Origin of the sequence: Cohnella zeiphila, assembly GCF_014212055.1 — a bacterium.
GTDB lineage: Bacteria > Bacillota > Bacilli > Paenibacillales > Paenibacillaceae > Cohnella > Cohnella zeiphila.
This window is the reverse complement of record NZ_JACJVO010000018.1, coordinates 45,264-71,229: the sequence shown is the minus strand read 5'-3', so window position 1 is coordinate 71,229 and position 25,966 is coordinate 45,264. Positions and strand designations below refer to the sequence as shown.

22 protein-coding genes and 1 riboswitch are annotated in these 25,966 nt (G+C 62.0%); of the genes, 18 read left to right on the top strand and 4 right to left on the bottom strand.

Going from position 1 to position 25,966, the window contains the following annotated elements:
• Window positions 1–7: 7 nt before the first annotated feature.
• From prfB to H7C18_RS14915, 15 genes are all read left to right on the top strand, one after another.
• Window positions 8–1,133, top strand: a protein-coding gene (gene prfB / locus H7C18_RS14985) for a peptide chain release factor 2 (protein ID WP_185129894.1) whose coding sequence is annotated in 2 segments (ribosomal slippage) — window positions 8–85 and window positions 87–1,133 — 1,125 coding nt in all. Because the reading frame shifts where the segments join, the coding sequence is not laid out codon by codon here.
• A gap of 254 nt (window positions 1,134–1,387) precedes the next feature.
• Window positions 1,388–2,449, top strand: coding sequence for an N-acetyl-gamma-glutamyl-phosphate reductase (argC, locus tag H7C18_RS14980; RefSeq protein WP_185129893.1), 1,062 nt, complete (start codon window positions 1,388–1,390; stop codon window positions 2,447–2,449).
• A gap of 42 nt (window positions 2,450–2,491) precedes the next feature.
• Window positions 2,492–3,718: a bifunctional glutamate N-acetyltransferase/amino-acid acetyltransferase ArgJ gene (gene argJ, locus H7C18_RS14975; protein ID WP_185129892.1), complete on the top strand. Its 1,227-nt coding sequence runs from the start codon at window positions 2,492–2,494 to the stop codon at window positions 3,716–3,718.
• A gap of 18 nt (window positions 3,719–3,736) precedes the next feature.
• A complete protein-coding gene (gene argB / locus H7C18_RS14970; RefSeq protein ID WP_185129891.1) occupies window positions 3,737–4,522 on the top strand; it encodes an acetylglutamate kinase in 786 nt (261 codons plus the stop codon).
• Window positions 4,523–4,556: 34 nt separating this feature from the next.
• Window positions 4,557–5,735 carry an acetylornithine transaminase gene (locus H7C18_RS14965; protein WP_185129890.1) on the top strand — a complete coding sequence of 393 codons (1,179 nt, stop codon included), beginning with the start codon at window positions 4,557–4,559 and terminating at the stop codon, window positions 5,733–5,735.
• Between the two features lie 20 nt (window positions 5,736–5,755).
• The gene (gene argF / locus H7C18_RS14960) at window positions 5,756–6,715 is read left to right on the top strand and encodes an ornithine carbamoyltransferase (protein ID WP_185129889.1); all 960 of its coding nucleotides are present in this window, start codon (window positions 5,756–5,758) and stop codon (window positions 6,713–6,715) included.
• 44 nt (window positions 6,716–6,759) lie between these two features.
• Window positions 6,760–8,004: an argininosuccinate synthase gene (locus H7C18_RS14955; protein ID WP_185129888.1), complete on the top strand. Its 1,245-nt coding sequence runs from the start codon at window positions 6,760–6,762 to the stop codon at window positions 8,002–8,004.
• Between the two features lie 623 nt (window positions 8,005–8,627).
• Window positions 8,628–10,043: an argininosuccinate lyase gene (argH, locus tag H7C18_RS14950; RefSeq protein WP_185129887.1), complete on the top strand. Its 1,416-nt coding sequence runs from the start codon at window positions 8,628–8,630 to the stop codon at window positions 10,041–10,043.
• Between the two features lie 328 nt (window positions 10,044–10,371).
• Window positions 10,372–11,058 (top strand): cell division ATP-binding protein FtsE, encoded by a 687-nt coding sequence (gene ftsE / locus H7C18_RS14945; protein ID WP_185129886.1) that lies wholly within the window; start codon window positions 10,372–10,374, stop codon window positions 11,056–11,058.
• Entirely contained in the window at window positions 11,048–11,965 is a 918-nt protein-coding gene (gene ftsX, locus H7C18_RS14940) for a permease-like cell division protein FtsX (protein ID WP_185129885.1), read from the top strand. The genes ftsE and ftsX overlap by 11 nt, the downstream gene beginning before the upstream one ends.
• 21 nt (window positions 11,966–11,986) lie before the next feature.
• Window positions 11,987–13,165: a murein hydrolase activator EnvC family protein gene (locus H7C18_RS14935; protein ID WP_185129884.1), complete on the top strand. Its 1,179-nt coding sequence runs from the start codon at window positions 11,987–11,989 to the stop codon at window positions 13,163–13,165.
• A gap of 188 nt (window positions 13,166–13,353) precedes the next feature.
• Complete coding sequence (locus H7C18_RS14930) at window positions 13,354–14,841, top strand: S41 family peptidase (protein ID WP_185129883.1); 1,488 nt, start codon at window positions 13,354–13,356, stop codon at window positions 14,839–14,841.
• 84 nt (window positions 14,842–14,925) lie between these two features.
• Entirely contained in the window at window positions 14,926–16,419 is a 1,494-nt protein-coding gene (locus tag H7C18_RS14925; RefSeq protein ID WP_185129882.1) for a PDZ domain-containing protein, read from the top strand.
• A gap of 38 nt (window positions 16,420–16,457) precedes the next feature.
• Window positions 16,458–16,578, top strand: a riboswitch (guanidine-I (ykkC/yxkD leader).
• A 291-nt stretch (window positions 16,579–16,869) separates the two neighbouring features.
• Complete coding sequence (locus tag H7C18_RS14920; RefSeq protein WP_185129881.1) at window positions 16,870–17,214, top strand: DMT family transporter; 345 nt, start codon at window positions 16,870–16,872, stop codon at window positions 17,212–17,214.
• A complete protein-coding gene (locus H7C18_RS14915) occupies window positions 17,214–17,534 on the top strand; it encodes a DMT family transporter (protein WP_185129880.1) in 321 nt (106 codons plus the stop codon). Before H7C18_RS14920 ends, H7C18_RS14915 begins: the two co-directional genes overlap by 1 nt.
• A gap of 87 nt (window positions 17,535–17,621) precedes the next feature.
• On the opposite strand, the gene H7C18_RS14910 is transcribed toward H7C18_RS14915, so the two are convergent.
• From H7C18_RS14910 to H7C18_RS14895, 4 genes are all read right to left on the bottom strand, one after another.
• Window positions 17,622–18,311 carry an SdpI family protein gene (locus tag H7C18_RS14910; protein ID WP_185129879.1) on the bottom strand — a complete coding sequence of 230 codons (690 nt, stop codon included), beginning with the start codon at window positions 18,309–18,311 and terminating at the stop codon, window positions 17,622–17,624.
• A gap of 4 nt (window positions 18,312–18,315) precedes the next feature.
• Window positions 18,316–18,585 carry an autorepressor SdpR family transcription factor gene (locus H7C18_RS14905; protein ID WP_185129878.1) on the bottom strand — a complete coding sequence of 90 codons (270 nt, stop codon included), beginning with the start codon at window positions 18,583–18,585 and terminating at the stop codon, window positions 18,316–18,318.
• A 157-nt stretch (window positions 18,586–18,742) separates the two neighbouring features.
• Window positions 18,743–19,858: a TFIIB-type zinc ribbon-containing protein gene (locus tag H7C18_RS14900; RefSeq protein ID WP_185129877.1), complete on the bottom strand. Its 1,116-nt coding sequence runs from the start codon at window positions 19,856–19,858 to the stop codon at window positions 18,743–18,745.
• Window positions 19,859–19,864: 6 nt separating this feature from the next.
• A complete protein-coding gene (locus H7C18_RS14895; RefSeq protein ID WP_185129876.1) occupies window positions 19,865–21,022 on the bottom strand; it encodes an SPFH domain-containing protein in 1,158 nt (385 codons plus the stop codon).
• Between the two features lie 188 nt (window positions 21,023–21,210).
• Here H7C18_RS14895 and uvrB point away from each other — a divergent pair, with 188 nt between their 5' ends.
• From uvrB to H7C18_RS14880, 3 genes are all read left to right on the top strand, one after another.
• Window positions 21,211–23,208 carry an excinuclease ABC subunit UvrB gene (uvrB, locus tag H7C18_RS14890; RefSeq protein ID WP_420481862.1) on the top strand — a complete coding sequence of 666 codons (1,998 nt, stop codon included), beginning with the start codon at window positions 21,211–21,213 and terminating at the stop codon, window positions 23,206–23,208.
• Between the two features lie 324 nt (window positions 23,209–23,532).
• A complete protein-coding gene (locus H7C18_RS14885) occupies window positions 23,533–24,270 on the top strand; it encodes a glycerophosphodiester phosphodiesterase (RefSeq protein WP_185129972.1) in 738 nt (245 codons plus the stop codon).
• Entirely contained in the window at window positions 24,270–25,934 is a 1,665-nt protein-coding gene (locus tag H7C18_RS14880) for a DUF4091 domain-containing protein (RefSeq protein ID WP_185129875.1), read from the top strand. The genes H7C18_RS14885 and H7C18_RS14880 overlap by 1 nt, the downstream gene beginning before the upstream one ends.
• Window positions 25,935–25,966 lie beyond the last annotated feature (32 nt).

Sequence of the window (25,966 nt, the reverse complement as noted above, 5' to 3'; positions counted from 1 at the left end):
AATGTGCATGGCAGATATCGATGTAAGCTTGAAGCAAGACCTTCGCGAGACCGCGAAGCGACTCCGGCAACTCAGGGGGTCTCTTTGACTTAGATCTCAAGACGGAGATGATCGCCAACTTCGAAGAGAAGATGAGCGCGCCCGACTTCTGGGACGATAACGAGAAGGCGCAGGGCGTGATCGCCGAGCTGAACGCGATCAAGAGCGTCGTGGAGCAGTACGGCAAGCTCGCTTCGGAGCAGGAAGACCTGGAGGCGATGCTGGAGATCCTGGAAGAAGAACCGGATGAGAGCATGCAGGCGGAATGGGCGCAAAGCGTGAAAACGCTGGCGGCGAGCGTCGATTCGTTCGAGCTGCAGCTTCTGCTGAACCAGCCGTACGACAAGGCGCACGCTATTCTGGAGCTCCATCCCGGAGCGGGCGGCACCGAGTCGCAGGACTGGGCGCAGATGCTCTACCGAATGTATACCCGTTGGGCGGAGAAGCGCGGCTTCAAAGTCGAAGTGCTCGACTTCCTGCCGGGCGACGAAGCGGGCATTAAGAGCGTCACGATCATGGTCCGGGGCTACAATGCCTACGGGTACCTGAAAGCGGAGAAAGGCGTGCACCGGCTCGTGCGGATCTCGCCGTTCGATGCGTCGGGGCGCCGCCATACGTCGTTCGTCTCGTGCGACGTCGTGCCGGAAATTCCCGACGACGTGCAGATCGACATCCGGCCGGAGGACCTTCGCGTCGATACGTATCGTTCCAGCGGCGCGGGCGGCCAGCATATCAACAAGACGGAGTCGGCGATTCGGATCACCCACTTGCCGACCGGCATCGTCGTCGCCTGCCAGACGGAGCGCTCGCAGATTCAGAACCGCGACCGCGCGATGAAAATGCTGATGTCGAAGCTGTACGAGTTGAAGATCCAGGAGCAGCAGAAGGAGCTGGCCGAGATCCGCGGCGAGCAGATGGATATCGCTTGGGGCAGTCAGATCCGCTCTTACGTCTTCCATCCGTACAGCATGGTCAAGGACCATCGCACCAGCGTAGAGACGGGCAATGTGCAGGCGGTCATGGACGGCGATCTCGACGCGTTCATCGACGGCTATTTGCGCAGCCAGATCAAGCAGCCGGAAGCGAACGCCTGACTGAAGCGCCGCGACGGCCGAGGTTCCCTTGGAAGCAGGGGAGCTTCGGCCGTCTTTTTGTGATAAAGATTGGACGCAACAGTCAAAAAAAGATTGTATAAATAATAATGTGAATGTATAATAATACATAATTCCTGAAACGGCGAACCCCCGGAAATTGTTTTTACTTCCACGGTGCGATTCGGTACAATAAAAGTTGGTTTTCCGCGTCGCTCCCGCACGGGAGCGGGATTGAAATAGAGGGAGAGAATGCCATGACGACACAACCTGCCCAGCTTCGCGCGGCGATCGTCGGCTCCACCGGCTACGGCGGCGTCGAGCTGATTCGCCTGCTGGCCGCCCATCCTAGCGTGAAGGTCACTTCGGTCGTATCCTCTTCGTCGGCCGGGTCCTTATTTTCCGAGAGTTTCCCGCACTTGACGGAGATCGTCACCGATGCGCTGGACGCCGTCGATCCGGAATTGATCCGGAGCAAGGCGGACGTCGTGTTCCTGGCGACGCCGCACGGAGTGAGCGCCAAGCTGGCGCCGGATTTTCTCGCGGCGGGGCTCAAGGTCATCGACTTGTCCGGCGACTTCCGGCTGAAGGACCGCGCGCAGTACGAGAAGTGGTATAAGAAGGAGGCTGCGGGCCAGGAGGAGCTGGATCAGGCCGTGTTCGGCATGTGCGAGCTGTTTGGCGACGAAGTGGCGGGAGCGAGTTTCGTATCCAATCCGGGCTGCTTCCCGACGGCGACCGTGCTTGGGCTGTATCCGGCGGTGAAGGCAGGCTGGATCGATCCGGACTCGATCGTCATCGATGCCAAGACCGGCGTCTCCGGCTCCGGACGCGGGCTTCAGCTGAACGCCCACTTTTCCGAAGTGAACGAGAACTTCAAAGCGTACAAGGTCGGCCAGCATCAGCATACGCCGGAGATCGAGATGGTGCTCGCCCGCGCGGCGGGGCGCCCGGTCGCCACGACGTTCACGACGCACCTGACGCCGATGACTCGAGGCATCATGAGCACGATGTACGCCACGCTGACCGACAGGAGCCGAACGAGCGCCGATTTTCATGAGCTGTACCGGCAGTTCTACGAGGGCAGGAAGTTCGTGCGCGTGCGGCCGACCGGGACGTACCCGGCGACGAAGGAAGTGTACGGCTCGAACTATTGCGACATCAGCTTGTTCGCGGACGAGCGAACGGGGCGGCTGACGGTGTTCTCGGTCATCGACAACCTGGTGAAGGGCGCGGCCGGTCAGGCCATTCAGAACCTGAACCTGATGATGGGCTGGGACGAGACGCTCGGCTTGACGTTTACGCCGGTTTACCCTTAATAGAGCGCGGCAAGTTACGACGGACGGAGGAACGGAGTTTTCATGGGGAAATCATTCGAGATCGTCCCGGAGGGCGGCGTTACGTCGCCGAAGGGTTTTCGGGCCAGCGGACTGCACTGCGGCCTCAAAAAGACGGATCGCCACGATCTGGGAGCGATCGTCTGCGACGTGCCGGCGGCTGCCGCGGCGGTATATACGACGAATTTGTTTCAAGCGGCTCCGCTGCAGGTGACGCGCGAGAGCCTGGCCGAGGAAGGCAAGCTGCGCGCGGTGCTCGTAAACAGCGGCAACGCCAACGCCTGCACGGGGAAGCAGGGGGAAGACGACGCGCGAACGATGCGATCGGAGCTGGCGGAAGCGCTCGGCATCCCGAAGCATCTGGTGGCGGTGGCGTCGACCGGCGTCATCGGGGAACTGCTGAAGATGGACCGCGTGTCCGCGGGCATCGCGAAGCTTCCGGAGCGGCTGCGATCGGATGAGCGGGGATCGGAAGATTTCTGCCAGGCGATTCTGACGACCGATTTGGTCAAAAAGACGGCATGCGTGACGCTGACCGTGGACGGACAAAAGGTGACGATCTCCGGCGCGGCCAAAGGCTCGGGCATGATTCACCCGAACATGGCGACGATGCTCGGCTTCGTAACGACGGATGCGGCGATCTCGGCTTCGCTGCTGCAGGAGCTGCTGCGCGAGACGACCGACGTTACGTTCAACATGATTACCGTCGACGGCGATACGAGCACGAACGACATGCTCGTCGCGATGGCGAGCGGGCTGGCGGGCAACCGCGAGCTCAGTCGCGGGCACGCCGACTTCGCGGCATTCGCGGACGGCCTGCGCTACGTGTGCGCGGAGCTGGCGAAGGCGATCGCGCGCGACGGGGAAGGCGCGACGAAGCTGATCGAGACGACCGTCGCCGGCGCGCGGAGCGACGACGACGCGCGAGCGATCGCCAAGACGATCATCGGCTCCAGCCTCGTCAAGTCGGCCGCGTTCGGCGCCGACGCCAACTGGGGGCGCATTATCGCCGCCGTCGGCCGCGCGGGCGTGCCGGTCGACGTGAACACCGTCGACATCCGGCTCGGCGACATCTCCGTGCTGGAGCAATCGCGCCCCGTTCCGTTCGACGAGGACATCGCGCTCGAATATTTGAAGGGCAGCCAGGTCGATATCTTTGTCGACTTGAACATGGGAAGCGGCCGGGCGGTCGCCTGGGGCTGCGATCTGACTTACGACTACGTGCGGATCAACGCCGCCTACCGGACGTAAGGGGGCCGCAAGGAAGACATGAACCGATTCGTGATGAAGTGCGGAGGCAGCACGCTCGCGGCGCTGCCGGACGCTTTTTTTCAAGATTTGCGCGAGCTGCAGGAGAGCGGCGTTCAGCCGGTCATCGTGCACGGAGGCGGGCCGGCCATTAACGAGACGCTCGGCAAGCTCGGCATCGAGAGCCGCTTCGTGAACGGCCTGCGCGTCACCGACGAGGCGACGCTCGAAGTCGTCGAGATGGTGCTGGCGGGGCGCATCAACAAGGAGATCGTCCGCAAGCTACAACAGAACGGAGCCAAGGCGCTCGGCCTGTCCGGCACGGACGGCCGGCTGATCGAGGCGCAGCCCGTCGCCAATGCGGACGAGATCGGCTTCGTCGGCGACGTCGCCGGCGTCAACGCCGAGCTGATCGAAGGCGTCGTCGCCCTCGGCTACTTGCCCGTCATTGCGCCGATCGGCATCGACGCGCAAGGCCAGCGCTACAACATCAACGCGGACACGGCGGCCGGCGCGGTCGCGTCGCGGCTTGGCGTCGATTCGATGATCGTCGTCACCGACGTGCCCGGCATCATGCGTACGGTAGACGGCGAGAAGAAGGTGCTGCCGCAAGTCACGTTCGCCGACATCGAAGAGATGATCGGAAGCGGCGAGATCTACGGCGGCATGATTCCGAAAGTTCGCGCCGCGATGAAATGCCTGCACGGCGACGTGCGGGAAGTCGTCATCGTCGACGGAGCGGAGCCGCGCGTGCTGAGCCGCGCCGTCCGCGAAGGCGGCATCGGCACCCGCATCGTGCGGGAGTAAGGGCAAACTAAATTTTGGAGGGGAGAGTTTAAGCATGAGCAGTTTGTTTCCCAATTACGCGCGTTATCCGATCACTTTGGTCAAGGGGAAAGGCAGCCGCCTCTGGGACGATCAGGGCAAGGAATATCTCGACTTCATGACCGGCATCGCGGTCACGGGTCTCGGGCACGTGCCGGAACGGGTCAAGAACGCGCTCGTGAACCAGCTCGACCAGCTCTGGCACGTATCCAACCTGTTCCATATCCCGAACCAGGAGAAGGCGGCCCGGCTGCTCACCGACAACAGCTGCGCCGACGCCGTCTTCTTCTGCAACAGCGGCGCCGAAGCGAACGAAGCGGCGATCAAGCTGGCCCGCCGCTACCATCAGAAGGTGCTTGGCAACAGGCGTTACGAGATCATTGCGTTCAAGCAGTCGTTCCACGGCCGCACGCTGGCGACGCTGACCGCAACCGGCCAGGATAAGGTGAAAGAAGGCTTTCTGCCGCTTCCGGAAGGCTTCGTGCATGTGCCTCTGAACGATCTGGCAGCGGTCGAAGCCGCCATTACCGACAAGACGGCGGCGATCCTGCTGGAGACGATCCAGGCGGAGGGCGGCGTCCATATCGTCGATCAGGCGTTCGCGACCGCCGTTCGCGAGCTGTGCGACCGCCACGGCCTGCTGCTGATTATGGACGAGATTCAGACCGGCATGGGCCGCACCGGCAAATTGTTCTCCTACGAGCACTACGGCATCGAACCGGATATTTTCACGCTCGCCAAAGCGATCGGCAGCGGCTTCCCGGTCGGCGCCATGCTGGCCAAAGCGCCGCTCGTCCCGGCATTTGCGGCGGGTTCGCACGGCTCGACGTTCGGCGGAACGCCGATCGCCACCGCGGCCGTCATCGCCACGATCGAGACGATGCTGCAGGAAAAGGCGCCGGAGCGCGCCGCGGCGTCCGGCGAGCTGCTCGTCGGCAGGCTGAAAGAGGCGCTGAAAGGACTGCCGAACGTGGTCGACGTGCGCGGCAAGGGGCTGCTTGTCGGCATCGAGTGCGCGGGCCCTGTCGCCGGCATCGTCGCCGAGCTGCAGCAGCGCGGACTGCTCGTCATTACGGCCGGGCCGAACGTGCTGCGCCTGCTGCCGAACCTGCTCGTTACCGCCGAGGAGATCGAAGAGGCGGTGTCGCTGATCTCCGCCGTCCTGGCCGAACAAGCGGCCGCCGCGACCCATTAACCCCTAAAGGAGGGAACCCCTTGTTTCCTACCGTTAACGTAGAAGAATTGGCGATCGGCTTGAAGGGCCGGGATTTTCTCGGCATTGCCGATTACAAGCCGGAGGAGCTCCGCTACCTGCTCAACCTGGCGATCGACTTAAAGCGCAAGCAGAAAAACGGCGAGCTTTATCAGCCGCTTAAAGGCAAGACGCTGGGCATGATTTTCGAGAAATCGTCCACCCGCACCCGGGTTTCGTTCGAGGTGGGCATGTATCAGCTGGGAGGGCAGGCGCTGTTCCTCAGCCGCAACGACATCCAGATGGGACGCGGCGAGCCGATCCGCGACACCGGGATGGTCATGTCCCGCTATCTGGACGGCATGATCATCCGGACGTTCGGACACCGCAACGTCGTCGAGCTCGCGCGCTCTTCGACCGTTCCGGTCATCAACGCGCTGTCCGACCAATCCCACCCGTGCCAGGCGATGGCCGACTACCAGACGGTATTGGAGAAGAAGGGCAAGCTGGAAGGGCTCAAAGTCGTTTATATCGGCGACGGCAACAACATGCTGCACTCGCTGATGATGGGCGCGAGCAAGCTGGGCATGCACTTCGCCAGCGCATCGCCGGAAGGGTACGATCCGGATCCCGAGCAGGTGCGCCTCGCGCGCGAGTTCGCGTCCGATACGGGCGCGAAAGTCGACATTTTGCGCGATCCGCGCGAAGCGATCGAAGGGGCCGACGTCGTCTACACCGACGTATGGGCGAGCATGGGCTTCGAGGAAGAGCAGAAGGAGCGGGAGCGCGCTTTTAAAGATTATCAGGTGAACGAGCAGCTCGTTCAATCCGCCAAGCAGGACTACCTGTTCATGCACTGCCTGCCCGCTCACCGCGGGGAAGAAGTGAGCGAGGGCGTTATCGACGGCCCGAACTCGGTCATTTTCGACGAGGCCGAGAACCGGCTCCACGCGCAAAAAGCGATCATGGCCGCGATCATGTAACCATTCGTAACTAATCAGGATAAAGAAGGAGCGTTCATTTTCCCATGGCAAAAGAAAAAATCGTGCTCGCCTACTCCGGCGGTCTCGACACGTCCGTCATTCTGACGTGGCTGAAAGAGACGTACGACGCCGAGATCATTACGTTCACCGCCGACATCGGCCAGAAGGAAGAGCTGGACGGCCTGGAGGAGAAGGCGATCAAGACAGGCGCTTCCAAAGTGTACATCGACGACCTGCGCGACGAGTTCGCCAAGGATTTCATTTATCCGATGTTCCAGGCCGGTGCGCTGTACGAAGGGCAATACTTGCTCGGCACCTCGATCGCGCGTCCGCTGATCGCCAAGCGCATGGTCGAGATCGCCCGCGCGGAAGGCGCCACCGCCATCGCGCACGGCGCGACCGGCAAGGGCAACGACCAAGTGCGCTTCGAGCTGACGGCCGCCGCGCTGACGCCGGACATCAAGGTAATTGCGCCTTGGCGCGACGAAGCGTTCCGCGCCGCGTTCCCGGGCCGCGCCGAGATGATCGCCTACGCCGAGAAGCACGGCATTAACGTGCAGGCGTCCGCGGCCAAGCCGTACTCGATGGACCGCAACCTGCTGCACATCAGCTTCGAGAGCGGCATGCTGGAGGATCCTTGGTTCGATTCGAGCGCGTCCGACGTGCAGGACATGTACGTGCTGAGCGTCTCGCCGGAGCAGGCTCCGGACCAAGCGGAGTACGTCGAACTGGACTTCGAAGCGGGCAACTGCGTCGCGATCAACGGCCAGAAGCTGTCCCCGCTGGCGGTCATGGAGAAGCTGAACGAGCTCGGCGGCAAGCACGGTATCGGGCGCGTCGACATGGTGGAGAACCGTTTCGTCGGCATGAAAAGCCGCGGCGTATACGAGACGCCGGGCGGCACGATTCTTTTCGCCGCGCACCGCAAGATGGAGTCGCTGACGATGGACCGCGACGTCATGCACCTGCGCGATTCGCTGATCTCCAAGTACGCGTCGCTCGTGTACAACGGCTTCTGGTTCGCGCCGGAGCGCCTGGCGATTCAGGCTTTGGTCACCGAGAGCCAGAAGAACGTTACCGGCACCGTGCGCCTGAAGCTGTACAAAGGCAACGTCATGGCCGCCGGCCTGAAGAGCCCGGTCAGCCTGTACAACCCGAACATCGCGACGATGGAAGCGGACCCGACGCAGGCTTACGACCAAGGCGACGCGACTGGCTTCATCCGCCTCAACGCGCTGCGTCTGAAAGTGTCGTCGGGCGTGAACGGGGCGTCCGGACTGGACCAATAAAACGGGGCGAAGGCAGCCTGGAACGGGCTGCGCGCATAGCCAGGGAGTGCCGGGAGCGTTGCGAAGCGCCGCGGCGCTCCCGCTTTGGCGTTTTGGAGGCGTCGTCCGGCATGTTCGCATGTATGGCGTGGCGTGGCGGGACGAGATGAGACGAGACGAGACGTCAGAATCAGGAGTTCGTTTGAAATCAGACTAAATTCGCCGCTACCACGTGGCCAGACCCAATTTAGTCTGAGATCAGATCAATTCAGTCGCGTATCGATTGGATAGGCAGGAGTTAGTCTGAAATCAGATTAATTCCGTCGTGTGCCGGCTAGATAGGCAGGAGTTAGTCTGAAACCAGATTAATTCCGTCGTCTGCCGGCTGGATGGGCGGAAGTTAGTCTGAAATCAGATCAAATCCGTCGCGTGCCGACTGGATAGGCAGGAGTTAGTCTGAAATCAGATCAAATCCGTCGCGTGCTGGCTGGATGGGCGGAAGTTAGTCTGAAATCAGATTAATTCCGCCGTATATTGGCCGACCGGGCCGAATGTCGTCCGAAATCAAATCAAAACCGCTTCGTGGCGGCCGGATAGGCCGAGAAGGGCCGCGAGATTGTCGAAGCGAAGGGAGTTTACGCGAGATGAGCAAGCTTTGGGGGGGCCGGTTTACGAAGAAAACCGACCAACTGGTAGAGGAATACACGGCATCGATCCTGTTCGACAAGGAGCTGGCCGAAGAGGACATTCAGGGCAGCCTCGCCCATGTCTCGATGCTCGGGCACTGCGGCATCTTGCCCGCCGCCGACGTCGAGACGATCAAGGAAGGGCTGATGAGAGTCCGCAACCGCATCCAGCGCGGGGAGCTGGAGTTTTCGATCGCCGACGAAGACATCCACATGAACATCGAGAAGACGCTGATCGACGAAGTCGGATCGGTCGGCGGGAAGCTCCATACCGGCCGCAGCCGCAACGACCAGGTGGCAACCGACATGCACTTGTACCTGCGCAAGCGCGTCGTGGAGTTCGTCGGCATGCTGTCCAAGCTTCAGGAAGCGCTCATCGGACAAGCCAAGGCCAACCTCGACACGATCGTGCCGGGCTACACGCACCTGCAGCGCGCGCAGCCGATTCTGTTCGCCCACCACCTGATGGCGTACGTGGCGATGTTCGGCCGCGACATCGAGCGGCTGCAGGACAGCTACAAGCGCATCGACGCGCTTCCGCTCGGCGCGGGCGCGCTGGCCGGCACGACGTTCGCGATCGACCGGCAATATACGGCGAAGCTGCTGAACTTCGGCCGCGTGTACGAGAACAGCCTGGACGCGGTCAGCGACCGCGACTTCATCGTCGAGTTTCTCGCCGGCGCGTCGCTCATCATGGCGCATCTGTCTCGCTTGAGCGAAGAGCTGATTCTCTGGTCGAGCACCGAGTTCCAGTTCGTCGAGCTCGACGACGCGTTCTGCACCGGCTCCAGCATCATGCCGCAGAAGAAAAACCCGGACGTGCCCGAGCTCGTTCGCGGCAAGACGGGCCGGGTGTACGGCAATCTCGTCGGGCTGCTGACCGTGCTGAAGTCGCTTCCGCTCGCGTACAACAAGGACATGCAGGAAGACAAGGAAGGCATGTTCGACACGGTTCGCACGCTTCAGGGCGCCCTGCAGCTGTTCGCGCCGATGATCGAGACGATGAAGGTGCGCAAGGACAAGATGCGCCGCGCGGTCGACCAAGACTTCTCGAACGCGACCGACATCGCCGACTTCCTCGTGGGCAAAGGGCTGCCGTTCCGCCAGGCGCATGAAGTCATCGGCAAAACGGTGCTGTACTGCATCGAGAACGGCAAGTTCCTGCTCGACTTGACGCTGGACGAGTTCAAGCAGTTCTCCTCGCTGTTCGACGATCGCATCTACCAGGTGCTGCAGCCGCAGAACGTCGTCAACGCCCGCAACGTTTACGGCGGCACGGCTTCGCCGCAAGTGGCCGCCGCGATCGAGCGCGCCGAAGCCGAACTGGCCCGCACCCAATCTTGGGTAACGGAATACGAAGCGAAGAGCAAGTAAACCGCGGTCCGTACGACATGAACGCCCCCATCTCCGCTATTACTGGCGGCGATGGGGGCGCTTTTTTTCTGGGGAGAGAGAACGCCATCGCGTGAAAGAGGAGCACAGACGTTGGGCGCTCGGCCCCGGGCGGTGTGGGTCGAAAGTTGCGGGACGGATGACGCTTGCCAGATTAAAAATTTCTTACTTTCGGCGAATCCTCGTTCCATAGGCCTCAAAACGGCAAAAAGTGCCTTTTCCGGCCCCGGAAGACCGATCGACAAAGAAAGGAATTTCAGGCATGATGTCGAAGTATCTAAAGTCGAATCCGAATGGGAAGTGATCCTGTGTGATTGAAATGCACGACATCTGGAAGACCTATCCCGATGGCACTGTCGCGCTGCAAAGCGTCAACGTGGTCATCGACCGCAACGAATTCGTTTACATCGTCGGCCCTTCGGGCGCCGGCAAGTCGACGTTCATGAAGCTGATCTACCGCGAGGAAGTGCCGAGCAAAGGGCAATTATCCGTCAATGGGTTCAATATAGGCAAGCTGAAGCAACGTAAAATTCCCTATGTCCGCCGCAACATCGGCGTCGTGTTCCAGGATTACCGCCTGCTGCCGAAGCTGACCGCCTACGAGAACGTGTCGTTCGCGATGGAAGTAATCGAGGCGTCCAAACGCCAGATCCGCCGCCGCACGATGGAAGTGCTCGACCTGGTCGGCCTCAAGCACAAGGCGGGCAGCGTGCCGGCGCAGCTCTCCGGGGGCGAACAGCAGCGCATCGCGATCGCCCGCGCGATCGTCAACAATCCTTCGGTCATCGTCGCCGACGAGCCGACGGGGAACCTCGATCCGGAGACGTCCTGGGGCATTATGAAGCTGCTGGAGGAGATTCATTTTCGCGGCACGACCATCGTCATGGCCACTCACAACAAAGAGATCGTGAACACGCTGCGCAAACGCGTCATCGCCATCGAGCGCGGAACCATCGTGAGGGACGAGCCTAGAGGGGAGTACGGCTATGAGATTTAGCACCCTCGTCCGGCATATCCGCGAAGGCACGAAGAACGTGTTCCGGAACGGCTGGATGTCGTTCGCTTCGATGGGCTCGATCATCGTATCGCTTTTCATCCTGGGCGTTTTTATGATCCTCGCTTTAAACGTGGACAAGCTGGCCAGCCAGATCGAGAACCAGGTCGAGATTCGCGTCTACTTGCAGCTCGGCACCGAGCAAGCGAAGATCGACGACATCAATCGGCAGATCGGCCGCATTCCCGAGGTGAAGAAGGTGACCTTCGTCTCCAAGGAGGAAGGACTTCAGCGCCTGAAGGAGAACCTGGACCCGGACGCCCAGAGCGCGCTCGACGGCTACGAGAACGAGAACAACCCGCTTCCCGACGCCTTCGACGTCGAAGTGTTCGATCCGCAGAAGGTCGCCGACGTGGCGAAGCAGATCCAGGCGATCAACGCGAGCGACGCGGACCAGCCGATCCTCGGGGTTAAATACGGCCAAGGGACGGTCGAGAAGCTGTTCAAAATTACGAACGCGGTGCGGAACGTCGGCCTGATCGTCGTCGCCGGGCTCGCGGTGATGGCAATGTTCCTCATCTCGACGACGGTCAAGATGACGATTCTGGCCCGCCGCCGCGAGATCGCCATCATGAAGCTGGTCGGGGCGACCAACAGCTTCATTCGCTGGCCTTTCTTCGTGGAAGGCGTGCTGATCGGCGTTTTCGGCGCGGCGGTGACGAGCGCGATTCTTCTGTACGGCTATTCCTGGCTCATCCGTACGACACAGTACGATCTCGGGCTGATGCTCATTAAATTTGCCAGCATGCAGGATGTGGGCGGCTTTATCGCCGGAACGCTGCTCGTGCTGGGCGCGCTGCTCGGCATTTGGGGAAGCACCGTGTCGGTGCGCAAATATTTGAAGGTGTAATACGCCGGAAGGAGGCCCCTTTTGAAACGCAAACTGCTTGGCGTGCTGGCGATGCTGGTCGCCGCCGCCTTCCTCGTTCATCCGAATAACGGTCATGCGGAGACGCAGCTTCAGAAGATCGAGCGACAGATCAAGGAACTCCAGCAGCAGATGGATCAGGCCGCCGAAGACAAGAAAAACGCCGAACAGAACAACAAGGCGTTGTCTGCCAAGAAGGAAGCGACCAAGGCGGACATTGCGACGTTGATGGCGCAGATCGACAAGGCCGGGAACGACCTGGACGCGACCCAGAAAAAAGTAGACGCGGCGCAGGCGAAGCTTCTCCAGACGACGCAGGAACTGGAGGATGCGGAGAACCAGCGGCAGACGCGCGACGAGATGCTGCAGTCCCGCATTCGCCTCATGTATACGAACGGAGCGGTGTCCTATCTGGACGTGCTGCTCAGCTCGACCAGCTTCACTGACTTCATTACCCGCTTCGACGCGCTTCAGTCCATTACGAAGCAGGACAAGCAGGTGCTCAAGCAGAGCGAGGAGTACAAGGCGATCGTCGCCGACAAGAAGGCTCAGGTGGAGAGCGAGCTGAGCAACGTCAAATCGCTCTACTCCGAGTTGGCGGACCGGAAGGCCGCGTTGGAGCTGAACGAACAGTCCAAAGAAGTGATGGTCTCGAAGCTGAACGAGCAGATCGAAGAGACCGAGGACATCAGCGACGAAGCCGAGAAGGCGATCACCGAATTCGGCAAGCAGTATTCGAAGCTGCTCGAGCAGAAAAACCAGATCAAAAACTACTATAAGGGCGGCCAATTGGGAATGCCGTTGAAAGCCAAATGGCGCCTCTCCTCTCCGTTCGGCTACCGCACCCATCCGGTGACCGGGGAGAAGAACAAGCTGCACACGGGCATGGATATGGCCGTTCCGAAGAATACGCCCGTCTATGCCGCCGAGTCCGGCGTCGTCATCGTCGCCCAAACTTGGAGCGGATACGGCAACTGCATTATCATCAACCACGGCGGCGGACTATGGACGCTGTACGGCCACTTGAACAAGATACTGGTCAAGAAGGGCGAAACGGTCAAGCGCGGCGAAAACATCGGGTTGGTCGGCATGACCGGCACCGCGACGGGGTACCATCTTCACTTCGAAGTCCGCAAGAACGAAACCCCGGTGAATCCCGCGCCGTATTTAGGTTTGAAGTAGCCAGACCGAGCCGCCATCAAGCGAGACAGCCGCTTCCGGCGCGTCGCTCCCGGGTCCCACTCATGCGGAGAGGATGCGAAGAAGACGGCTGTTTTGCCATTCGGAACCGGAATCATTTTGCGATTAAGGATACAGTTGGAAAAGGATTCATAGCATAGGGAAGATGAAAGAAGAGAAGGTGAGCGATCTTGAAGTTCCGGGGTCGTACGGTAGCGGCGATCGCCGTTTTGGCGGCGGTCGGGGCCTCCGGCGCCACGCTTGGCGCCTTGGCCTTGGCGGATCGATTGCATGCGCCTTTGCCGGCGAGCGAGCCCGCCGTCACGGAGGCGGCCCGATCCTCGGGCGAGACGTCCGGCGTCGGGCTCAGTGCCGGGGAGTTGTCCAAGCTGAACGAAGCCTATGAGCTGATCCGCAGCCGTTCGCTGACGACTGCCGATCCGGACAAGCTGATAGACGGGGCGATCTCGGGAATGGTCTCGGCGCTGAACGACCCGTTTTCGGCTTATTATTCGCAAGAGGAAGCCAGCGGTTTTACGGATTCGGTGCAAGGAAGCTTTTCCGGCATCGGCGCGAAGCTTGATCTGCTGGACGGCAAGCTTATCGTCAGCAAGGTCATGAAGGGAACGCCGGCGGATCGCGCCGGGTTGAAGGAGCAGGACATCGTGCTGTCGGTCAACGGCCAGAGCCTGGAAGGACTCAGCCTACAGGATGCCGTCGCGAAGATTCGCGGGCCGAAGGGGACAAAGGCGAAGCTTCGGGTTCAGCGGTCCGACGTCGCCGAGCCGCTGGAGCTGGAGCTCGTACGGGACCTGATCGCCGCCCAGACGGTAAGCGGCGAACTGGACGACGGCGTCGGCTGGCTGAAAATCACGCAATTTACGTTCGACACGCCGCAGCTGGTCGAACAGGAGCTGGCATCGCTCGAGAAAGGCGGCATGAAGGCGCTCGTGATCGACGTTCGCAACAACCCGGGAGGCGTCGTCGCTTCCGTCGAAGAGGTGGCGGAGCTGTTCATTCCGAGCGGCCGGACGATCGTCATCGACGAGGACGCGGAAGGCAAGCGGGAGACGAAGATGGCGAGCGGCATGCCGGGCAAAGCCAAGACGTATCCTCTCGTCGTTCTGGTGAACGGGGAAAGCGCGAGCGCTGCGGAGATTCTTGCAGGCGCGCTGCGCCAATCGGCCGGCGCGACGCTCGTCGGCACGACGACGTACGGGAAGGGAACGGTGCAGGTCAGCTTCGAGCAGGAATTCGGGGACGGCAGCCTGATGAAGCTGACCGTATCCAAGTGGCTCCTCCCCGACGGTACCTGGATTAACGGGCAAGGAATCCGGCCGGATACGGTTGTCGGCGAGCCCGATTATTACTCTGCGGTCTCGCTGCCGATGGACCGGAAGCTGTCGCGGGACGAGACGGGAGACGATGTGCGCAACCTTCAGCTTATGCTGGAAGGGGTCGGTCTGCCCGCGGACCGGAAGGACGGCTACTTCAGCGCCGCAACCGAGCAGTCGGTGCGCGAGTTCCAGCGCGGGATGAAGCTGCCGGAGACGGGCGTCGTCGACGAGCAGACGGCGGAAAAGCTGGAGGCCGCGCTGATCGAAGTGCTGCGCGATCCGGACAACGACGCGCAATGGCAGGCCGCGAAGGCCGAAGCGCTGGAGCTGGCCGGGCTCTGACCGGGCGGACGACCAAAATCTGTCGGGAGGATTTCCAAGTCCCTTGTCGAATATGTAAAAGGCTTACGAAAGGGGACGGTCTGCATGAATCCTCTCTGGGACGTACTGCGGGAGGCGGGTCATGCCGCGCTGGGCATGCTCGCCTTGCCTTTTCTGTATATGGCGATTCTGTTCGCCTGGTGGCACGCCAAGCAAGCTTCGACGCTGCAGCGGCGGCTGTTCCACGTTCGGCTGCACGCCTCGCTGGTCGTCGCCCTGCAGCGCACGGGGGCCGGCATCGCCGTCGGTCTGCTCATCTCGCTGCTCGGGCTTGGCGTCGGCGCCCGGCTCGACCAGCAGACGCTGGCTTGCGTCTGGGCGGCGATGATCGTGCTGGCGCTCGTTCGGCTGCGCTATATTTGCATCGCCTATGCGGCCGGAGCGCTGGGCGTCGTGCAATGCGCGATGACGTGGGCCGGCGTCTCCGAGACGGACGGGGCGGTCGTCAAGGCGCTGCTCGGGATCGACGTTCCCGGCCTGCTGCTGCTTGCGGGACTGCTTCACGTCGCCGAAGGCTTGCTTGTCCGCTGGCAGGGCGCGCGCTTCGCGATGCCGCTCTTTCTGGAAGGAAAGCGGGGCAAGCCGGTCGGGGCGTACGCTTTGTCCGGCGTCTGGCCGGTGCCGCTGCTGTGGCTGCTGCCGGCGGCGGGAAGCGGGGGCGGCTTCGACCTTCCGTGGACGCCGCTGTCCGGGCTGCTCGGCGGCGGCGCTTCCGTCGCCGCCTGGAGCTTCGCCGCTTTTCCGGTGCTGCTTGGATTCAGCGACCGGACGGAGACGCGCTGGCCGGAGAGCAAGGCCCGCGATACCGGCGGCTCTCTGATCGCGTACGGCGTTGTCGTCGCGGCTCTGGCCGCCGGATCCTGGTATTGGAAGCCGCTGACGATCGCGGCGGCGCTCGCCGCCTTTGCTCTGCACGAGGGGCTGCTGCTGTGGGGGCGGTGGCGCGAGGCGGGCCGGCAGCCGGTCTACGTGCAGGACGGCAGGGGGCTGACGGTGCTCGCCGTTCTGCCTGGCACGCCGGCTGCAGAGATGGGGCTCATGCCCGGCGAGCGGATCGTAAAGGCGAACGGAGCCAAGGTGCGAAGCAAGGAGCAGCTGCACGATGCGCTTCAGCTGCAATCGGCGTTCTGCCGGCTGGAGGTCGCCAACCGCGAAGGGCACGTGAAGTTTGTGCAGCGGGCGCGCTACGAGGGCGAGCATCATCAATTGGGGCTGATCCTGGCGCCGGACGAGGAAGCCGATTGGGTGGCCGCGCCGCGTGCGGCTTCGGTATGGCAAGGGCTGCAGCGGGCGGGGGCTCGCCGGCGGCGGAACGCTCCGGCGCTGCCCGCCCGGGCGGCGGCTGCGCCGGCGGGCGCCGCATCGGGAGCGTCCGAGGAAGCGGCCGCCATCGAGGAGGGGGCGGGCGTTCTCGCTCTCGCCGCGCAACCGGACGGGGAGGCGACCGAGAGATCCGCTCTGGCCGGCGCCGCTTCTGCACGGGAAGACGCCGTGCGGGAGCTGCCGGCCGGTTTGCCGCCGCGCGGCTCGAAGAAGTAGTTGACGGTTCGCGCGCCTTTTGATAGGATGAGACGACACGAACGGTTCCCTAGGGTTCCGCGAGATTCGGCCGTGCGAGCCGGATCCGGTCTGGACCGAGAGGGAACGCGCGACCGCACGGGGCGGCCGCGTACACGGAGGGACAAAAGCCCGGGAGTATCGCGAAGGCGACACGGCGCAGCGGAACACGCAGCGCAGTCGCCCGGAGATGCTCTCGGGCATTTTTATAGGAAATTATGCGATTAAATTTCCTGTGGATAACCGGGGGCTCCCCCAAAAGGAATCGGATTTAACTTCAGAGCATCACTTCACTTTTGGGGGATTCATATCGGGGGCTCCCCCAAAAGGAATCGGATTTAACTTCAGAGCATCACGTCACTTTTGGGGGATTTGTTCACCGTTCGGGGCTTTATCCGGGGTTTAGGACAGACTGGAAGGGGAGGTGAAGCCATGACCCGCCATTGGCTATTGCTGGTCGTAGCCGGCTTGAGCGAGATCGGATGGGTATCCGGCCTCAAGCATGCCGATAGCGTCTGGACCTGGACGCTCACGGCGGCCGCCTTGATTTTCAGCTTCTATATGCTGATGTACGTGACTCGCGTGCTGCCGATCGGGACCGCGTACGCGGCGTTTACCGGCATCGGGGCGGCGGGCACCGTGCTGGGAGAGTCGGTGTTTTTCGGCGTTCCGCTCAGCGCGGGCAAGCTGATCCTGGTCGCCGTCATGGTATGCGGCATCGCGGGATTGAAGATGACGACCGGCAGCGGTGCCGGCGAGAAGGAGGGGAATTCGTAATGGCCTGGATTGCGCTTATTTTCGCCGGCCTCGGAGAAGTCGCGGGCGTGCTTGGGCTGAACCGCTGGAACCGGCGCCCCGGGTGGGCGTCCGGCTTGCTGATCGGAGCCGGATTTACCGCCAGCCTGCTGCTGCTGACCGTCGCGATCCGCTCCATCTCGATGGGCACCGCCTATGCGATCTGGACGGGGATCGGCACGGTCGGCGCGACGGTGGCCGGCATGCTGTTCTACGGAGAATCGCGGCAGCCGCTGCGGATCTTCTTCCTGGCGCTGGTGGTCGCATCCGCCGCCGGTCTCAAGCTGATTGGCGAGGGATGAGCCGTACGCCAGGCTCCGAATTCAGGGCATCATTTCTGCAGCGGGGGAATCCTCAGGATCCCTCCGCTTTTTGCATGATTTTCAGGATCAGGCGCCCTTCTTCCGGGCGTACAGCAGATAGGAGTAGCCGTACGGAATCAGGCCGCTGACCGCGGCGCCCGCCAGCAGGACGAAGACCGCCCAGCCGGACGGAACGAACCAGACGAGCGCGAACATCAGAATGCCGGTGACGAACCACAGCTTGCCGCCGAGCCGGTGCGTTTGCCTCCAAATCTCGTCGTCGGAGAGCGTCCACGGATTGCGGATTCCGATGAAATAGTTGCTTTTCACCTGTCCCATCCGGTTGCCCAGCACGACCCACAGGACGCCCATCGCTCCCAGAATGAATTTGGATATGGAGACCGAGTAGCCGAGATCGTACAGGATGATCATCCAGAACATCAATTGCAGGAACAGGCTGAGGGCCCAACGGATCAGCACGAAGTAGCCGCGGAATTTCTCGTAATGCTCCCGGCGAGGGTCCAGCCTTCGGGTGAACGTCATGGCGGCCGGAAGCGCGATGTTCAGCACCGAGTAGAAAACCCAGAAGGTCCCTTTGGACATCGTGCGGTCCTGTTCTCCGAAGCGGTTGAAGTGAGCGGAGACGGTATCCGGCAGCCGGTGATTGAACAGGAGGAAGGCAACGGCGACCAGCGCGGCGTTCAGCAGGAGAAGCCACGTATCTTGCTTGCTCCAAAGCGGAAACGTCTTCGGGTCGGTAGAGGTTTCGTTTGTCATGGCGTCACTGCTCTCCTTTCGAACCGATCATGTTCAGGAACCAGCCCAGCGCTTCCTGGATGACGGTCGTGTTCAAGGAATAAACGATGCTTTGTCCTTGACGCTCGTCCTGAATGAGGCGGGCGTTCTTCAGAATGTTCAAGTGATGCGAGATGCTCGGCTTGGAGATGGAAAAATGGTTCGCGATCTCGCCGGCGGACAAATCTCGCTCCTTGAGCAGCTGAATGATCTGTCGGCGCGTCGGGTCGGACAGCGCCTTGAATGTATCGTTCACGGAAAGGGCGCCTCCTTCGGCAACGCAATTCGATATTTAGATAAACATCTAAATATAGTTTAACCTCCATGTCGTTCTGTTGCAAGAGGCGGATGCGCGGTCGAATTCGATTCGCGCACCCGCCCCGGGCCGTGGCGCCGAGCGGGCGCAAGGGCGGTCAGGAGGAACCGTATTCGCCGTACAGGTACAAGGCGACCAGCGCGGCGGCAACGCACAGCAGGACGAAAAGCGTAATTTTGACGGCGCTGCGGGGCACATGGCCGGAGACGAGGCCGGTCTGGCCGTTGACCATGTAGCGGTACGGTTTATTTTTGAACGTATAGCGGGCATTCCATACCGGCAGCAGAATATGCTTATAAGTGCGGTTGTAATAACTCGATTGCACGGCCAGCCCGCGAATCTCGTCTCCGCCGATCTCGTTCCGGATCTCGCTCTCCAGCGCGGCGTCGATCTTGCTTCGCGCCCGATCCCAGCCGTCCTTCCGGCCGATGGAGTATCGCTCGGCGATAAAGCCGCTGAGATACTCCGGCTTGTAGCCGATCAGCTTCTCCAGCTCGAAATTGCCCAGCTTCTCGAGCAGCTCGCCGTCGTACTGCCGGGACGCCGGAACGATGACGTCGTCGAACGATCGGTCGTAATGCCCGCCCACCCGGTGCCAGACCGTATAGCGGACCGTTTCGGTGTACGTTTCCGTTTTGCCGTTCACCACCCGCGTTCGGGTCTCCGTCCGGTAGTGGTAGTCGCCTCGCTCGGCCGTATAGGCGGAAGAGGTATCCGAATCGTACGTCCAGTAAGGGATATAGATTCCCGTCAGCTTGGAGGCGACGCTTCCCTTCTTGAACGCGTTCGGAACGAACCAGCGCTTGCGCTTCCATGCGGTGAAGGCCGTTGCCGCTTCTTGCTGGTTCAGTTGAAAAGGGATGACCGTCTCCGGCCGAATGCTCGCCACGTCGCCTTGCGCGAGCACCTTGGGGGAGCCGCAAAAAGCGCATGCCGCCGCGGTCTGCAGCGCCGGGATCAGGCTCTCGCCGCCGCAGCTCTCGCAGCGGATCACCTGCTGCTTGACGCCCCAATCGGTGAGCCCGGGGCTGGTTTCCTCGTTGGAATCCATCTCGTGCTCCACCGGCCGGGAGAGCGAGGCGGCGATCTCCCGTTCGCCGCCGCAGTAAGCGCATTTCAGCTTCTGGCTGTCGGCGTCGAAGCTCATCGAGCCGCCGCAGCCCGGACAAGGGAACGATACGGGGGCCGCGGCCGTTTGCGCGTCGGTCGTCATGGTCCGCTACACCTTCGTTCCGCAGTTCGGGCAAAATTTGGCGCTGTCCGCCAGCGCTTCGCCGCACTCGGCGCAAAACCGTTTCTGCGGCCGCGGCGTGCCGCATTCCGGGCAAAATTTCTGCGACGGCAGCAGCGCGGTGCCGCATTGGCCGCACGGGACGGTTCCCGCGGCTGCATCCGCGGACGCCGCTGGGACATTCTCCGCGTGCCCGCCCGCGCCGCCTGTTCCGTCCGTCCGGCTGATCGTGCCGCTTCCCGCCGTTCCCGGAGCTCCGTTTGACGGAGCGGGCGCGTGATTTTCCCCCGGCCGGTTCATCATCTGCCCCATGACCTGCGCCATGCCCATGCCCGCGCCGAAGCCCGCGCCCATCCCGGCTCCGCCCGCGTTCGGGTTGCTCGCCGCCTCGCGGATCGCCTCCGCCGTCTGGAACTTCATATACTGATCCAGATCGCCGGCGACGCCCATCGCGGAGCGGCGGTCGATCGCTTTCTCCACTTCATCGGGGAGAGAGATGTTCTCGATCAGGAGCAGCGTCAATTCGAGCCCCATGGACTCGAATCCGGGCTGCACCCGGTCCATGGCGGATTCGCTAAGCTCCTCGTAAGAGGCGGCGAGATAGGCGATCGGTATGTTGGATTCGCCCAGCAGGTCGGTGATGCAGGTTACGATCATCGACTTGAGGAAGCCGGAGATCTGGTCGGTCGTAAAATCGCTCCGCGTGCCGATCAGCGACTTCAGGAACAAGCCCGGGTCCTTCACTCTCGCCGAATAGGTGCCGAAGCCGCGGAGCCGGACGATGCCGAACTCGCCGTCATGGCGAATGATCGGATTGGTCGTTCCCCACTTCAGGTCGGTGAAGTTGGCGGTACCGACGAAGAACACGTCGGCTTTGAACGGCGAGTTGAAGCCGTATTTCCAGGACTTCAAGGCGGTCAGGACCGGCATGTTCTGCGTGCTCAGCGTATACGTGCCGGGGCCGAACACGTCGGCGATCTGCCCTTCATTGACGAACACGGCCGCCTGCGACTCGCGCACGACCAGCTTGGCCCCCATCTTGATGGCGTTGTCGTACGCGGGAAAGCGGTGGACCATCGAACCGGCGTCGTCCAGCCATTCGATGACTTCGATAAATTGGCCTTTAATAAACGAAAACAGTCCCATTTCTCGACCTCCCGGGATTAAGGCGGTTAACCCTTTATGAGATTCATTATACCGGATGTTGAATATTCGGCCTATCCTTTCCTTTTTGTGGCGATAGCCGGTTTCGTTTTGACGCGCTTCGGGGAAATCGTTATAATAGACGGGAACGTATATTCGCGCGAAAACGGAGGTGCCGACCGATGTCGGAGATGGTGCAGCAGTACGGGGCGGCGAAGATGCGAGTCGTATCCGATTATTCGCCCCAGGGGGACCAGCCGGAAGCGATTCGCCGGCTGACCGAGGGACTGAAGGCCGGAGCCCGCCATCAGACGCTGCTCGGGGCGACCGGCACGGGCAAGACGTTCACGATTGCGCACACGATCGCCGAGGCGAATCGGCCGACTTTGGTCATCGCGCACAACAAGACGCTGGCGGCTCAGCTTTGCAGCGAGCTGAAGGAGTTTTTTCCCGACCATGCGGTCGAATACTTCGTCAGCTACTACGATTATTATCAGCCGGAGGCGTACATTCCGTCTACGGATACGTATATCGAGAAAGATTCGAGCATCAACGAGGAGATCGACAAGCTGCGCCACTCCGCGACGTCGGCGCTGTTCGAGCGGCGGGACGTCATCATCGTGGCGAGCGTCTCGTGCATTTACGGCTTGGGCTCGCCGGAGGAGTACCGCGACTTGCGGCTCGGCCTGCGGGTCGGGATGGAGCGGTCGCGCAACGACATCCTGCACAAGCTGGTTGATATCCAGTACCAGCGCAACGACTTGAACTTCGTGCGCGGCACGTTCCGGGTGCGCGGCGACGTGGTGGAGATTTTCCCGGCGTCGCGGGGGGACCGGGCGATCCGGGTGGAGCTGTTCGGGGACGAGATCGAGCGGATTTGCGAGATCGACACGCTGACCGGCGAGATCGTAGCGGACCGCGAGCACGTGTCCATCTTCCCGGCGTCTCACTTCGTGACCGCCGAGGAGAAGATGAAGGTGGCGCTCGTCAATATCGAGCGCGAGCTGGAGGAGCGGCTGGCCGAGCTGCGCGAGGCCGGCAAGCTGCTGGAGGCGCAGCGGCTGGAGCAGCGGACGCGTTACGACCTGGAGATGATGGCGGAGATGGGCTTCTGCTCCGGCATCGAGAACTATTCGGGCCCGTTGACGTTCCGGGAACGGGGAGAGACGCCTTATACGCTGCTCGACTTCTTCCCGAAGGACTTCATCATCGTCATCGACGAGTCCCATGCGACGCTGCCGCAGATCCGCGCCATGTACAACGGCGACCAGGCGCGCAAGACGGTGCTCGTCGAGCACGGCTTCCGGCTGCCTTCCGCGAAGGACAACCGGCCGCTGAAGTTCGAGGAGTTCGAGCAGAAGGCCGGCCAGCTCATCTACGTTTCGGCGACGCCGGGGCCGTACGAGCTGGAGCATTGCCCGACGATGGTGCAGCAGATCATCCGGCCGACCGGCCTCGTGGACCCGATCATCGAAGTCCGGCCGACGAAGGGGCAGATCGACGATCTGCTCGGCGAGATCCGGGAGCGGATCGCGAAGGACGAGCGCGTGCTCGTGACGACGCTGACGAAGAAGATGGCGGAGGACCTGACCGACTACCTGAAGGAAGTCGGCATCAAGGTCAACTATCTGCACTCCGACATCCATACGCTGGAGCGGATGGCGATTCTGCGTGACCTGCGGCTCGGCACGTTCGACGTGCTCGTCGGCATCAACCTGCTGCGGGAAGGGCTGGACTTGCCGGAAGTATCGCTCGTGGCCATTCTCGACGCCGACAAGGAAGGCTTCCTGCGCGCGGAGCGGTCGCTCATCCAGACGATCGGCCGCGCGGCGCGGAACTCCGAAGGCCGGGTCATCATGTACGGCGACAAGATTACCGAGTCGATGGAGAAAGCGATCGGAGAGACCGAACGGCGGCGCGCCATTCAGATTGCTTACAACGAGAAACACGGCATCACGCCGCAGACGATCCGCAAGAAGGTGCGCGACGTCATCGAAGCGACGAAGGTGGCGGAGCAGAAGAGCTCGTACCTGGCAGGCGCCGAGAACGTGGGCAAGATGTCGAAAAAGGAGCGCCAATCGCTGATCCAGCGGCTGGAGGCCGAGATGAAGGAAGCGGCGAAGAGCTTGCAGTTCGAACGCGCCGCCGAGCTTCGCGACGCGCTGCTGGAGCTGAGGGCCGCCGAGTAATCCGGCGCGCTTTGACGCCTTCGCCGCTGCGGGTTTGTCCTCTTCCCGCCATAAGTTCAAATCCCCCGGGAGCCTGCATCCGAATGTGGTTCCGGGGGATTTGTCTTTGAAGCGCGGCGTCGCCGCCGGATGCCTCCCGATTGTGTCATTTCAGCGATCATTGGGCTTATTTCGCGAAAATCGCTTCTGTCTTCATTTTGGATTGAGCGGAAAGGTTTTCGATGGTAAGGTGAAGAAGGAATGGGGCTATGAACTTGACGAACAAAAGAGTGACGGGAGGAAACGGTTGTGAACGCATGGCGGAAAGGGAAGCGGTTTCTCGTGATGGCGCATCGGGGCGCCTCGGGCACTTGCCCGGAGAATACGATGGCGGCTTTTGAGAGGGCGGTCGAGTTGGGGGCGAACGGCATCGAGACGGACGTTCATCTGACCCGCGACGGACGCTTGGCGCTCATTCACGATGCGACGCTCGATCGGACGACCGGAGAGCCGGGGAGCATCCGGGGTCTCGATTTCGCGGAAATCCGCGAGAAAGACGCGGGTTCCTGGTTCGGCCAGGAGTTCCGCGGCCAGAAGGTTCCGGCCATGGAGGAGCTGTTCGAATTGGCGAAGGGCCGGGACCTGTTCCTGAACGTGGAGCTGAAGTTCGGCTCCGAGCCTTATCCCGGCATGGAGGAAGCGGTCATCGCCGTCATCCGCCGATACGGCATGGAAGACCAGGTCATTCTGTCCAGCTTCAACCACGACTCGCTGGCGCTCGTCAAGCGGCTGGCGCCGGAAGTGCGGACCGGCATTCTGTACGGAGAAAACCTGTTCGAGCCCTGGAACTACGCGGCGGGCTTCGGCACCGACGCCCTCCACGCCTGGCACGGCGTCGTCACGCCGGAGAAGGTGAAGGGAGCGGACGAGCGCGGCCTCGTCTATTTTCCGTATACGATCAATGAGGCGGAAGAGATGAAACGGCTGATCCAGGCGGGAGTCGCCGGCGTCATTACCGATTATCCGGACCTCGGCTGGGAGTGCTACCGGGAAGCGGCGGAAGGCGCGGGAGGAAAAGTCTGATGAGCGACACGGCCGTCCTTTCGATCGACTCTCGCTTGCTGAGCTCCTTGTCGAAGGTATTCCCGGACGAGGAATTGCGCGATCCCGCTTACGCCAAAGGGACGGCGCTCCGCAGCGAGTCTTTCTCGTTCCAACTGGCTTACCGTTCCAAGCAGCGAGCGCCCAAGCTGAAGGTTGCCGCCGAATCGGAGCTTGCTCCCCATCTGACGCTAAAGGCCGTCGGCCTGGCTCCGAGCGAGCTGCCTTGTTATGCGGATCCCGACGATTTCGTGCTGCGGACGACGCCCGGCTTGTACCCGGATCCGCTCTATCCGCTGCCGGATGATGGGCTGACGGTCTACCCGAACCAGTGGCGAGCCATTTGGGTGTCGGTCGACGTTCCGGACGACCTGCCGGCGGGCGCGTATTCGATCCGTCTGCGTCTGGAGACGGAGACCGGCGAGACGGCGGCCGAAGAGACGTTCGAGCTTCGGGTCGTTGCGGCGAAGCTGCCCGAGCAGCGGCTTCTGCATACGGAGTGGTTCCATTCGGACTGCCTCGCCACCTATTACGGAGTGGAGGTGTTCAGCGAGGAGCATTGGAAGCTGATCGCCGCATACGTGAAAACGGCCGTAAGCCACGGCGTCAACATGCTGCTGACGCCGCTGTTTACGCCGCCGCTCGACACGGAGGTCGGCGGGGAGCGCCCGACCGTGCAGCTCGTGGACGTCGTCCGCCGCGGCGACCGGTACGAGTTCGGCTTCGGCCGGCTGGTTCGATGGGTGGAGCTGTGCCGGAGTCTGGGCGTGCGATATTTCGAATTTTCCCATTTGTTCACCCAATGGGGAGCGAAGCATGCGCCGAAGATCATCGCGGAAGTCGACGGAGAACGGCGGCGGATTTTCGGATGGGAGACGGATGCGGCCGGAGAGGAATATGCCGGGTTTCTGGGACAGTTCCTGCCGGAGCTTGTCCGGTTTATCCGGGCTCAGGGATTGGCTTCGTGCAGCTATTTCCACGTCTCGGACGAGCCGAACGCGAACCATCTCGACAGCTACCGCAGTGCGAGCGAATTGGTCGAGGAGCATTTGGCGGATTTTCCGATCATCGACGCTCTGTCCGATTACGCCTTCTACGAGCGTGGCCTCGTGCGCACGCCGATTCCGGCCAACAACCATATCGAACCGTTCTTGGAAAACGGCGTTGAGCCGCTTTGGACGTACTATTGCTGCTCGCAGTACCGCGACGTGTCGAACCGGTTCTTCTACATGCCGTCCGTCCGCAACCGGATCGCGGGCTGGCAATTCTATAAGTTCGGCGTCCAAGGGTTCCTGCATTGGGGCTATAACTTCTGGTACTCGCAATATTCCCGCAAGGAGATCGACCCGTACCGCGTGACCGACGCGGGAGGCGCGTTCCCGTCGGGCGACGCCTTCCTCGTCTATCCGGGCGAGGACGGGCAGCCGGTCGAATCGATCCGGCTCAAAGTGTTCCGCGAGGCGCTGCAGGACCTGCGGGCGTTGGAGCTGCTGGAGAGCCGGATCGGCCGGGAGCGCGCGCTGGAGCTGCTCGACGAAGGAGCCGCCGCGCCGCTCAGCTTTACGGACATGCCCCGCGATCCCGCGCTGCTGCTCGAACGCCGCGAACGGATCAACCGGCTGATCGAAGAGATGGGGACGGAGTAACGGAACCTTTACTTTTTCCAATCGGGATCTAT

What these genes read in the sequence shown, in the direction of transcription:
- argC (WP_185129893.1), top strand. Translation starts at nt 1,388, where the DNA reads ATGACGACACAACCTGCCCAGCTTCGCGCGGCGATCGTCGGCTCCACC.
- argJ (WP_185129892.1), top strand. Translation starts at nt 2,492, where the DNA reads ATGGGGAAATCATTCGAGATCGTCCCGGAGGGCGGCGTTACGTCGCCG.
- argB (WP_185129891.1), top strand. Translation starts at nt 3,737, where the DNA reads ATGAACCGATTCGTGATGAAGTGCGGAGGCAGCACGCTCGCGGCGCTG.
- H7C18_RS14965 (WP_185129890.1), top strand. Translation starts at nt 4,557, where the DNA reads ATGAGCAGTTTGTTTCCCAATTACGCGCGTTATCCGATCACTTTGGTC.
- H7C18_RS14955 (WP_185129888.1), top strand. Translation starts at nt 6,760, where the DNA reads ATGGCAAAAGAAAAAATCGTGCTCGCCTACTCCGGCGGTCTCGACACG.
- argH (WP_185129887.1), top strand. Translation starts at nt 8,628, where the DNA reads ATGAGCAAGCTTTGGGGGGGCCGGTTTACGAAGAAAACCGACCAACTG.
- ftsX (WP_185129885.1), top strand. Translation starts at nt 11,048, where the DNA reads ATGAGATTTAGCACCCTCGTCCGGCATATCCGCGAAGGCACGAAGAAC.
- H7C18_RS14925 (WP_185129882.1), top strand. Translation starts at nt 14,926, where the DNA reads ATGAATCCTCTCTGGGACGTACTGCGGGAGGCGGGTCATGCCGCGCTG.
- H7C18_RS14920 (WP_185129881.1), top strand. Translation starts at nt 16,870, where the DNA reads ATGACCCGCCATTGGCTATTGCTGGTCGTAGCCGGCTTGAGCGAGATC.
- H7C18_RS14915 (WP_185129880.1), top strand. Translation starts at nt 17,214, where the DNA reads ATGGCCTGGATTGCGCTTATTTTCGCCGGCCTCGGAGAAGTCGCGGGC.
- H7C18_RS14910 (WP_185129879.1), bottom strand. Translation starts at nt 18,311, where the DNA reads ATGACAAACGAAACCTCTACCGACCCGAAGACGTTTCCGCTTTGGAGC.
- H7C18_RS14900 (WP_185129877.1), bottom strand. Translation starts at nt 19,858, where the DNA reads ATGACGACCGACGCGCAAACGGCCGCGGCCCCCGTATCGTTCCCTTGT.
- H7C18_RS14895 (WP_185129876.1), bottom strand. Translation starts at nt 21,022, where the DNA reads ATGGGACTGTTTTCGTTTATTAAAGGCCAATTTATCGAAGTCATCGAA.
- uvrB (WP_420481862.1), top strand. Translation starts at nt 21,211, where the DNA reads ATGGTGCAGCAGTACGGGGCGGCGAAGATGCGAGTCGTATCCGATTAT.
- H7C18_RS14885 (WP_185129972.1), top strand. Translation starts at nt 23,533, where the DNA reads ATGGCGCATCGGGGCGCCTCGGGCACTTGCCCGGAGAATACGATGGCG.
- H7C18_RS14880 (WP_185129875.1), top strand. Translation starts at nt 24,270, where the DNA reads ATGAGCGACACGGCCGTCCTTTCGATCGACTCTCGCTTGCTGAGCTCC.